Raw genomic sequence first — 10479 nt, forward strand, 5'->3', positions numbered from 1 at the left:
TTTTACACGAAAATCTATTGAAGTTCGCATTTTATACTGTATATTTATACATAATCGTTTTTAATCACGGTAATTACTAAAAATAGTGATTACGATTACGCTAATTTTAGGAGATTTTTGTTGCAAAAATTCAGTTGTCTCGTGCTCGGCCGTGTGGATAATACTGTAACACACCCTTTACCATTGGTAGATACGCCAGTTAGAGCAGGATTCCCCTCACCAGCAGATGATTATTTAGAAGCTAAACTTGATTTAACTGAACACTTAGTTAAGCATCCAAGTGCCACATACTATATTAAAGCAATAGGTGATTCGATGGTTGACTGCGGTATTTTTAGTGGTGATCTGCTCATTGTTGATCGCTCTTTAGCGCCACAGATAGATGATATTGTCATTGCAGCGATTGATGGTGAATTGACCTGTAAACGTTTAGGATTAATTAAAGGCCAATATCATTTGTTATCCGGTAATGCACTCTATCCGCCCATTGCCTTAGTAGGTAAAGAGGTACATATTTGGGGCATTGTGATTCACGCAATCCATTCATTACGAGGACATTAATGATTGGTTTAGTTGATTGTAATAACTTTTATGCCTCTTGTGAACGCGTGTTTAATCCCAAACTCGAAGGTAAGCCGATTGGTATTTTATCCAATAATGATGGCTGTGTAATTGCGCGGTCCAATGAATTAAAACCATTGGTGCCAATGGGCATGCCGGCTTACCAGATCCCAGCAAATATCCGAAAAAAAATGATACTATTAAGCTCTAATTATGAACTTTATGGTGACATGAGTAAGCGAGTTTTTGATACCGTGCGAGACGATACTGTCGATGTCGAACCTTACTCAATTGATGAAGCATTTATCATATTAGATGGCTTACCCGACGTTATATCACATTGTCAATCATTAAGGGCAAGAGTAATACGTCATACCGGTATCCCGGTGAGCATTGGTATTGCATCAACCCGAACCTTGGCAAAAGTAGCCAATCATATCGCTAAAAAACAAGCCATTTATCAAAGCGTGTGTTATTTACCCAACGACAGTGCGTTGTTGATTAAGACTTTAAAACAGTTTCCAGTTGGGGATGTATGGGGCGTTGGCAGGCGTATTGCATCAAAACTACAGATATTAGGTATTCATACTGCATGGGATTTACGTCAGGCGAATGCCAAACAAATTAGGCGACAGTTTTCAGTCGTGCTTGAGCGCACAGTATTAGAACTTCAAGGAACGCCTTGCATTGAGTTGGATGATTTAACGACACCAAAGCAAAATATCATGACCTCACGTAGCTTTGGTCAATTAACGGATAAATTATTTGATTTACAAGAAGCGATTCGTGTCCATGCCAGTCGTGGTGCTGAAAAACTGAGGCATCAACATTCGGTTGCCAGTGCCGTACTGGTCTTTTTAAAAACCAATCGATTTCGTGCACAGTTAACGCAGTATCATCCCTCAATTGTTATGCCACTGCCCTCACCTAGTGATGACTCAAGGCTAATTATTCAAGCTGCACAAAAAGGATTACTGGCTATTTATAAAAAAAATTTTTTATTTATGAAAGCCGGCGTCATGCTTGTTGACTTAAAAGCCAAAAATTCAGACATTCAGTTTGATTTATTTACACGTTCACAAGGGACACAACAAATAGCTAAAAAAGATAAACTAATGCAAACCCTTGATGCCATTAACCAAAAAATGGGTAAAAACACGGTGCAATTAGGCGGCGTTAGAAAACAAGCGCCTTGGCAGATTAAACGCGAATTACTAAGCCCACGCTATACAACGCGGTGGAATGAATTATTGAGGGTTAAATCATGATTCTTGATTGCTGTTATACATTACCAGAGCGACCTGGCGTTTATTATTTTTATGATAACGCCAATATTTTACTTTACATAGGCAAAAGTAAAAACATTCGTAAAAGAGTACTGTCGCATTTTTATCGTCACGATGAAACTAAGCGCCATGCCGATTTAATTAAACAAACAGCGTATATTGATTTTACCTGTACCGCAGGGGAATTAGGTGCTTTATTACTTGAGTCAGCCGAAATCAAAAAACGACAGCCAATCTACAATAGGCGTTTAAGAAAGCATCAAAATCTCTACTCTTGGGTCTTAAATGATGAGCTTAAACCTATATTACACCGAGTCGATGATATTTGTGATGATAAAATGAGTATCGGTTTGTACCGAGCTCAGGCAAGTGCTAAGCAGTGGTTATTGCAGTTAATTGAAAAAAATGAACTGTGTGCTAAAGTGCTTGGATTAGAATCAGCGCATCGACACTGCTGTTTTAATTATCAATTGAAGCGTTGTCGTGGCGCTTGCTGCGGTAGAGAGACAATTGATAGTCATAATCATCGTTTAATGCAAGCATTTGAACAATATGCGCTGATAGCCTGGCCTTGGCAATCAGCTATAGCCATTGTTGAGGAAGACTCACTTTACCAATGCAAAGCATTTCATATTATCAATCAATGGCGGTATTTAGGCTCGGTAGCAGATTTAGGTGATACACCAGTTGGGCCATTACCGAGTTTTAGTCGTGATAGTTATCAAATTTTAATACGCTACCTACAATACGAAAACCCGGTCATCATTGAATTAGCCCAATTGGCATAATAATGGCAAACACAACTGATCTTATCAACGCCTTATTCTGCCAATCCTTTTTCTTTCAGCCAATTGGCTAAATGATCGGCCACTGCGACATTATTTAAATCCTGCATTGGGAAATGGGTATTGCCTTTAATGCCAACCTCCGGCAAATGAACTACTGTAACATCGCCACCATGTTTATTGACTACCTGCGCCCACTGTTTTGCCAGAGACAATCGAATGCGCCACTGATCTTTACCTTGAATTTTCGATGGTTGATCAGCAATATTATCACCAAAATAGATGATAATGGGCATATTAGTCAGCTGCTTAAACTCAGCTTTACTCACCTTAGTCGGCTCAATATTACCAAATGCACTGTCAATCGTTGCGGGCACTTCACCATCAGGGAAAGGAAAATTACCCGGTTCAATCGCAACGATGCCTTTGATCAAATCTGGCGCTTTGATGCCAGCAAACCAACCGGCAATTCCCCCTTGAGAATGTGTTACCAATACCCCATTACCAATACGTTCAAATAAGGCTGTTAAACTCTCAGCAATCACATCGACATCAAATGCACCAGTATTTGGCGTCATTTGACGGAAAAATTGATCTAAACTTGCAGCATCTTGCGGAAAGGCCACTCCGTTAAAAAATTGCGGATATTCCCCCATGCGAAATTGAGCAAACCAAAATTGATCATCTGGCGTGGCTGAAATTTTGCCATCTATGGTTGAACGCCCAGACCAACCTCGACGCGGCTGATCAACTAAATAAACCGCATAATTTTTTCGTAAAAAAAGGTTGTTCCAACCTTCGCGTCCATCGGGTGTGGTTTGCCAAGTCCGCATAGACTGCCCGGCACCATGTAAAAATACCAACGGTAACTTTTTGGCATTGCTTGGAATTTGGTAGCTGACGGTAGCATGATCACCATGCAAGGTTTGCCCACCACTCGCAATACTTTCGTTAAATACCGCCATAAACTCATTGCTGGTGTGATTTTGCGTAATTTCGGGACGAGGCTGGTAAGTTCCGTCACTGGTTTTAACTGTGCCCCCAACCGCAAAGCTGCCTTGTTGTTCAATAATTAAAGGATTTACACTGACAGGGGTGGCATTAGCGCAAGACATCGCTAGAGTGAGTGCTGTGAAGGTCGCAAGTTTTTTCATTATGTTGTCCTTTATAAGATTGCATTGCCATTATTGTCTCAGGTTCACTTAAAATAACACGATTAAAATATTAAGATAAAACGGTGAGATGGTTTAATCATAAAATGCAATAGCGACATTGATGTGCTATCGCATTTGCTATTATGTTGTTATTACAGCCAAATCTCGCAATACCCTTTCAGGTTCTGGTGAAAGAGGTAAATTATTCGGATCATTTATACCATCAAAATTATCCTGCTTGCGGTCAACTAATGCATCAGCAAATAAAGCTTCAAAATCGGTAGTACGATCACCTTTGACTGAAAATAGTTCTACAGTACGATCAGTCGCATTGACTGTTTGCAAACTGCGAACCAGAACTTCACCAATTTGACGGCGAGAGACACCACCATCTTGCGCCGTAAATGTGTAATGATATCGATCATCATTTTGAGCAACAACCAACGTAAGCTCATCAGCTTGATTGTGATCGAACCAACTTGGACGAATAATCGTATAAGGCACACCACTAGCACGAACTAAACGTTCAGAACGGCGCTTCCAACGGCTATTTTCGCGCTCCGCGGTAGCATAAATCGAAGTCATTAATGCCAGCCGTTTGACTTTTCCTTTCAGGGCAAACAAAACATTACGTACGCCATTGTAATCTACTGATTCGGCCATTTCACTATCGTAACTACCTTGGGCAAATATCACCGCATCAACCGCTTCTAATGTAAGCGCTTTAGTTAAATCTCCGTGAATTAATCGTACATTACTCTCAAAATTGACCCGCAGTGGATCACGAACTAACGCATATACTGTTAATTTTTGTTTTAATGCTTCTTCAACCACAATTCGCCCAATACTACCTGTTGCCCCCACCACTAAAACACGATTAATTTGGGTCATGTTAACACTCCATTAATAAAACGATTATTTATTCACATCATCCCATACAGCACGAAGATTGTTTGCCTGCTGTGGATTGACACAATCAGTAAGCTGAGTAAAGCTATGTTCAGTCAAACCAAGATTTTTCAGTAAGGTTAAATGTGAACGTAACTGAGCATTGACGCTTTCACCTAATCCTAGCAAGCTACCGATAGTAGCAAGTTCACGCTCAACATCACCCAAATTATCACGGCTAAACTGGTAACCAAATAGCTGCGCTTTAATGGCATAATCCACCGCTGGCGCAAAATCAAAGATTGGCGTATGGGTCGAACGCTGCGTCAATGCGGCTAATTTTTGGGTCCCTAACGCGTAATAGTCAACTTGACCCAATTCCGTTGCAGCTCTCCCTGGCGGATCAATAATGCCCTGTTTAGCTCGCTGCTCTATCACCAATTTTAATGTCATCATACCGTTTAACGTTTTTGGTGCACCGATATACGAAAATTGGTGCGATATCGCTTCCTTCAATTCACTCACCGTTAAACCAGCATGCAAACCTTGCTCAGTTGCGGCGGTGACAGCAATTTGATCACCGTCAGTAACCGCAATTGCTAGCGGAATGATTTTAAGTTGTTTAGCCGTAAATCCATCAGCCGCAATCCGCTCGATATGAACAAGATAGTTAGTATTTTCTGGTATCACCTTTTCGAACCATGTTACGGTATTTCCTTGTGCAGGGCTGATCGCAATATGACTCATTGCGGTAAATTCACCCGCGCCATGCCAATGCTTAACGTTGGGCGCAATCCATACCACATCACCTTTCGTGATGAGTTGTTCTGCTTGCCCAAACTGCTGAAAACGCCCTGTGCCATCAATAACAATTAAATATTGCCCTTGACTATGCGAATGCCAATCGGTAAAGCCATTCGGCTCAAAATGCACCACTGCGGGTATCACATCGCCATGACTTGGCAGTGTTGGCAAGCGAGCGAAAGCTGCGTTACCACTAAAATGGTGGCTATCTGCCGATTGTAAGCGCTGCTCGGTTTTTGCAGTCAGTTTAGTATCCATAATTTCCGCCGTGGCAAATTGCGTAAACACCGTCAGCGAAAGCGCCGTCAACAGGTTAGTAATATTAGCCATTTCTGTTCTCTTGATTGTCAATGCCATCTAAATGATGGTGCCGATGGCATTACGTGTAAAAATGATTATTTTAAATTTTCACCATAAAATGCCGTTAACTTGTCAGTTATTTGCTTTACATACGGCTGCTTCCAATACGTTTCGATATGGGTAGCATTAGGTACTAAAAACAGCGCTTTATTATTGGTACCAGTAGCGCTAGCAAACACCTCTTGCGTCATATACAGTGAATCTGCTTTATCGCCAGCAATCATGAGTAAAGGTTGATTAATTAAATCAACATTCGTATTCACATCGAATTCCATCAAATCGAGCAAACTATCGACCGTATTGTTCGTTTGCGAATTGGGATGAGCATGAGTTTGTGCATAATACTCATAACCTTGACGATATAACTCAAACGGTAATGCGGCGACTTGCTCTGCGGTCATATTTTGGCCAAATGCAGGTGTATATTGGATTTCACCGCCAGCCGCTTCCATCGCGCGCACGTTAGCAATATCCGCTAAACGCTGCCCAATCGACTCTTTTTGGCTACGCATAAATCCATTACGACGCACATCGCCAGAGTTAAATAAACTGATTGTTGCGATAGAGGTAAAACGTTTATCGGTTTGTGCCGCTTTTATCGAATAACCACCGCCACCACAAATGCCGAGTAAACCTAAATAAGTAGTATCCACTCCTGGGTATTGACTAATAAAATCGGCGGCAGCACGAATATCTTCAATACGATTTTGTGGCTTATCAGTATAACGTGGGGTACCCCCACTTCCGCCTTGATAGGCAGCATCAAAGGCGATAGTAATATAGCCTTGTTCCGCCAGATTTTGCGCATATAAGCCTGCCACTTGCTCTTTCACGCCACCATTTGGATGGGCAACAACAATAGCTCGATAGGTTTTGACCGGATCATAATTAGCTGGCGTATACACGTTTGCAACCACTTCAATTCCCGTTTGTTGTTGGACGTATTTAACCGGATGAATATTCACTTTGCCTGCCACATTTTGCGTGATGGCATTATCGTATGTTAGCGTAAATGGGTTATTACTATAATCTGCGGCCATAGCCTTACCTCCTAATATTGCAGCGAATACCGTTGCAAGTAATGTGATTTTTAAATATTTCATGGTGATATGCTGAGTAATTATTTGATAAGATAGATTATAGGCTGACAGCATTAACATGATAAGATAGAATAATCATAATGAGCTTGTGAATAAAATTCAGCAATAGGTTAATGATGGACGACAGCAAACACTTCAACGATCTCTATGCCTTTGTTCAGGTGGCAAAATTGGGCAGTTTTACCCAAGCAGCAACGGTGTTAAACGTGCAACCATCCGCCTTAAGTCATCGCATAAATAGTTTGGAAAAACGTCTAAAAATCAAACTATTAAACCGAACCACCCGCTCAGTTTCTACCACCCAAGCGGGGCAACAATTATTGGAACGCACCGCACCGATGTTTACCAGTATCCAACAAGAGCTCAGTGCACTGGCTGATTATACCGATAGAATGAGTGGACGGATTCGCATTAACTGCCCAGAGCGCCCGGCATTTGAGTTAATCTACCCCAAAATTAACGGTTTTTTAGCCACCAATCCTGATCTCAAATTAGAAGTATTTATTAATAATCTTTATTGCGATATTGTTGCAGAACGCTTTGATTTTGGCGTGCGCTCAGGCAAAGATGTCGCACAAGATATGATAGCGGTACAAATTTCAGATGAAAATACGATGGCAGTAGTGGCTGCGCCGCCATATATTACCGAGTTTGGTGAACCTAAAAACACTAAAGATTTGATTAACCATCGCTGTATTGTCGTCTCATTCAATCCAGAATATCGCTTAAGTGAATGGGAGTTTATGGAACAAAAACAGCTCAATAAAATCCGCGTTCCCGAAAACCTGATCTTTAATTCACAAGCCTTAGTCAAACAGTCAGTCATTGACGGTTTAGGCATTGCTTGGCTCCCTCGCACAACTGTACAAGCGGATATCCAAGCCGGTCGATTAGTTGAGATGCTAAAAAAATCAGCCATTACCTATCCACCGATGTATCTTTACTACCCAACAAATAAACATAAAACCCCGGCCATGATTGCTTTTATTGCATTATTACGATGGGAACAATCCTAACTGGGATTCAATAGTGATATGCTGTTTTTCAACCAAACATAGCCCTTTCGTAAAGTTACTATTATAAACATTATGGCTAATGGGGATGATTAGCACCTTTATGGGGTAAAAAGATAACAAAAGCACAGACAAAGCTAAAAAGCGTCATAATTACAATCATTGTTGCCGGCGAATCAGTAGATAACCATGCTAATAATGCGGAAGATATAATACCACTTCCGTATTGCAATGAACCAATTAGGGCTGATGCAGAACCGGCTATTTTAGCGACTGAATTTAACGCTGCTGCAGTTGAGCAGGCAGCAATAATGCCGTTCATAGAGAAAAATATAAACACCAAGATAATAATGCTGTAGACCTCACCAATTTGCCAATAAAATAAAATGGCTAAAATGAGTAATGCCACTAGGGCAATAATCGTTGCACAACGTAGCAATAAATCAAGGCTATATCTCATCACTAAACGGCGATTAATAAAACTTACCATAACCAACCCAATAATATTAATGCTAAATAACCAGCCATAATATTGTGCAGAAATACCATAATAATCGATATAGACAAATGGCGAACCGACAATAAATGCATAAGCCGCCACATAAAAAAATGTCACGCATAAGGTATAACGCATAAACTGCCAATTACCTAACAAAGCATAATAAGTAGAAAACGTTGATTTAATTGAACTCACTACCCGTTGCGGTGGCAGATGGGTTTCAGGTAAAAATAAAATACTCAATAATATTACAGTCCCAATAGCGGCTAATAACCAAAAAATACTATGCCATGAACTCAATTGAATGAGTTGCCCTCCGATTAATGGCCCCGCAATAGGCGCAATCGCCATAACGATAGTCAACGTCGATAGCACTTGAGCCGCTTTCGTTTTGCTATAAAGATCACGCACAATCGCTCTTGCTATCATCGGTCCAGTGCATGCGCCAAACGCTTGAAATATGCGCCAAAAAATAATTTGTTCAATATCTTGTGACAGTGCACACCCAACAGACCCAATGATAAAGAGTATCATGCCAATAAAAAGTGGTTTCCGGCGCCCAATACGATCACTAATGGGCCCCCAAACAAGTTGCGCTAAAGCAAAACCCACTAAAAAACCAGTAATCGTCAATTCAATATCGCCGGATAAATCATGTTGCATTTGTGGCATTGCAGGTAAATATATATCAACTGACAACGAGGTAACTGCCATTAAAGTGGCAAGAATGACCATCAGTAGCCAATTTGATATTGTGTGATTATGTTTTATCATTAACCGTCTACTCGTTAATATTTTAATTTGCCCTTTAAAAATTACAATCAAAGTAATAGCGACCGCTTGACATTATAGCGCCCGATTTACCGGCAAGCACTATAACAGAAACAGCCGATATTCATTAAGCCCGACATTTTGATTAGAGTTATATATTTTTTTTATTAATCTATGCTTTTTATACTCAATACGGTTACAATCATCGCCTTGTTATTCCCCAACATAGATCATTGATAGGTCTCTTTGTATGCTTGAAAATTTAAATGACTTACGCGCATTTGTCATGATTGCCAATACAGGCAGTTTTACAAAAGCCGCTGGGCAGCTAGGCGTCGCACAATCCGCATTAAGTTACACAATTAAAACCCTTGAACAGCGCTTAGCCATTCAATTATTCACACGAACAACCCGGAGTGTGTCATTAACACCGGCTGGAGAACAGCTGTTTAATGATATTGATCCATTAATAATGGCTTTAGATCAAAAAATTACCAAACTTAATCACTTCCGTGATACGCCTCACGGCAAACTAAGGATTAATGGTACTGAACATGCGATTAATATTCTATTATGGGATAAATTAGCTGCATTTGCTAAAAACTTTCCTCATATTCAATTAGAAATTACCACAGATTATGCCCGGTCAGATATTGTTAAAGATCGCTATGATATTGGTATTCGTTTAGGGAATCATGTCGCACAAGACATGATTGCAAAGCAAATCACTGAACCGTTACAGATGATTACTGTCGCCTCGCCAGATTATCTGCACAAATATGGTATCCCCCAAACACCATTAGAATTATATCAGCACCGCTGTATTAGCATGCGTTTACCTTCTAATGAAAAAGTCATGGCCTGGGATCTCACTGACGTCACCGCATCAACGTCATCACATAAAAATCTTCTTCATTTCAACCCAAACTTCGCAATCGTTTTGAGTAATGCTCGATTAAAAGTCAAAGCAGCCATTGACGGTTTAGGTATTACTTGGTTACCAAAAACGATGATCAACGATGAGATTGAAAAAGAGCAATTGATCGAATTATTACCAAATTGGCGAACCACTTATCCCCCTTATTATCTCTATTATCCCAATCGCAGCGAATCTCAACCATTGCTCCGCCTACTCATCGACGCATTATGCCAAGTGCAGACAAAGACCAGATCTTAATTAGATGATAGACTGACCCGTTGACTAACAGAATTTAGCCATATTGATAAAGATTATCAATATGGCAATTTAACGTGATTA

The 10479-nt window shown here is 40.4% G+C and carries 10 protein-coding genes; 5 read left to right on the top strand and 5 right to left on the bottom strand.

Annotation, left to right across the window (positions count from 1 at the left end; genetic code table 11):
• Positions 1 to 120: 120 nt before the first annotated feature.
• Genes DES39_RS03955 through DES39_RS03965 form a run of 3 tightly spaced genes read left to right on the top strand, consistent with a single transcriptional unit; the run spans position 121 to position 2635 of the window.
• On the top strand, positions 121 to 561 hold the full coding sequence (locus tag DES39_RS03955; protein ID WP_121144444.1) for a LexA family protein: 441 nt from the start codon (positions 121 to 123) through the stop codon (positions 559 to 561).
• The gene (locus DES39_RS03960; protein ID WP_121144445.1) at positions 561 to 1829 is read left to right on the top strand and encodes a Y-family DNA polymerase; all 1269 of its coding nucleotides are present in this window, start codon (positions 561 to 563) and stop codon (positions 1827 to 1829) included. Before DES39_RS03955 ends, DES39_RS03960 begins: the two co-directional genes overlap by 1 nt.
• Positions 1826 to 2635 carry a GIY-YIG nuclease family protein gene (locus tag DES39_RS03965; protein ID WP_121144446.1) on the top strand — a complete coding sequence of 270 codons (810 nt, stop codon included), beginning with the start codon at positions 1826 to 1828 and terminating at the stop codon, positions 2633 to 2635. Before DES39_RS03960 ends, DES39_RS03965 begins: the two co-directional genes overlap by 4 nt.
• 32 nt (positions 2636 to 2667) lie before the next feature.
• On the opposite strand, the gene DES39_RS03970 is transcribed toward DES39_RS03965, so the two are convergent.
• The 4 genes from DES39_RS03970 to DES39_RS03985 all read right to left on the bottom strand — a co-directional run bounded on the left by DES39_RS03970 (position 2668) and on the right by DES39_RS03985 (position 6941).
• Entirely contained in the window at positions 2668 to 3786 is a 1119-nt protein-coding gene (locus DES39_RS03970) for an alpha/beta hydrolase (RefSeq protein ID WP_121144447.1), read from the bottom strand.
• A gap of 141 nt (positions 3787 to 3927) precedes the next feature.
• Entirely contained in the window at positions 3928 to 4677 is a 750-nt protein-coding gene (locus tag DES39_RS03975; RefSeq protein ID WP_121144448.1) for an SDR family oxidoreductase, read from the bottom strand.
• 24 nt (positions 4678 to 4701) lie between these two features.
• Positions 4702 to 5808 carry a cupin domain-containing carboxymuconolactone decarboxylase family protein gene (locus tag DES39_RS03980; RefSeq protein ID WP_170143334.1) on the bottom strand — a complete coding sequence of 369 codons (1107 nt, stop codon included), beginning with the start codon at positions 5806 to 5808 and terminating at the stop codon, positions 4702 to 4704.
• Between the two features lie 65 nt (positions 5809 to 5873).
• Positions 5874 to 6941, bottom strand: coding sequence for an alpha/beta hydrolase (locus DES39_RS03985; protein ID WP_211324609.1), 1068 nt, complete (start codon positions 6939 to 6941; stop codon positions 5874 to 5876).
• Between the two features lie 110 nt (positions 6942 to 7051).
• Between DES39_RS03985 and DES39_RS03990 the strand changes: the two genes are divergently transcribed.
• Positions 7052 to 7954 carry a LysR family transcriptional regulator gene (locus tag DES39_RS03990; RefSeq protein WP_121144450.1) on the top strand — a complete coding sequence of 301 codons (903 nt, stop codon included), beginning with the start codon at positions 7052 to 7054 and terminating at the stop codon, positions 7952 to 7954.
• A 76-nt stretch (positions 7955 to 8030) separates the two neighbouring features.
• Here the strand turns inward: DES39_RS03990 and DES39_RS03995 are convergent, their stop codons facing one another.
• Positions 8031 to 9224, bottom strand: coding sequence for a multidrug effflux MFS transporter (locus tag DES39_RS03995; protein WP_121144451.1), 1194 nt, complete (start codon positions 9222 to 9224; stop codon positions 8031 to 8033).
• A 247-nt stretch (positions 9225 to 9471) separates the two neighbouring features.
• Here DES39_RS03995 and DES39_RS04000 point away from each other — a divergent pair, with 247 nt between their 5' ends.
• On the top strand, positions 9472 to 10398 hold the full coding sequence (locus DES39_RS04000) for a LysR family transcriptional regulator (protein WP_121144452.1): 927 nt from the start codon (positions 9472 to 9474) through the stop codon (positions 10396 to 10398).
• Positions 10399 to 10479: the final 81 nt, after the last annotated feature.

This window comes from Orbus hercynius (assembly GCF_003634275.1).
Classification (GTDB): Bacteria; Pseudomonadota; Gammaproteobacteria; order Enterobacterales; family Orbaceae; genus Orbus; species Orbus hercynius.

Coding starts and splice junctions, on each gene's coding strand:
- DES39_RS03960 (WP_121144445.1), top strand. CDS start 561: ATGATTGGTTTAGTTGATTGTAATAACTTTTATGCCTCTTGTGAACGC.
- DES39_RS03965 (WP_121144446.1), top strand. CDS start 1,826: ATGATTCTTGATTGCTGTTATACATTACCAGAGCGACCTGGCGTTTAT.
- DES39_RS03970 (WP_121144447.1), bottom strand. CDS start 3,786: ATGAAAAAACTTGCGACCTTCACAGCACTCACTCTAGCGATGTCTTGC.
- DES39_RS03975 (WP_121144448.1), bottom strand. CDS start 4,677: ATGACCCAAATTAATCGTGTTTTAGTGGTGGGGGCAACAGGTAGTATT.
- DES39_RS03980 (WP_170143334.1), bottom strand. CDS start 5,808: ATGGCTAATATTACTAACCTGTTGACGGCGCTTTCGCTGACGGTGTTT.
- DES39_RS03985 (WP_211324609.1), bottom strand. CDS start 6,941: ATGAAATATTTAAAAATCACATTACTTGCAACGGTATTCGCTGCAATA.
- DES39_RS03990 (WP_121144450.1), top strand. CDS start 7,052: ATGATGGACGACAGCAAACACTTCAACGATCTCTATGCCTTTGTTCAG.
- DES39_RS03995 (WP_121144451.1), bottom strand. CDS start 9,224: ATGATAAAACATAATCACACAATATCAAATTGGCTACTGATGGTCATT.
- DES39_RS04000 (WP_121144452.1), top strand. CDS start 9,472: ATGCTTGAAAATTTAAATGACTTACGCGCATTTGTCATGATTGCCAAT.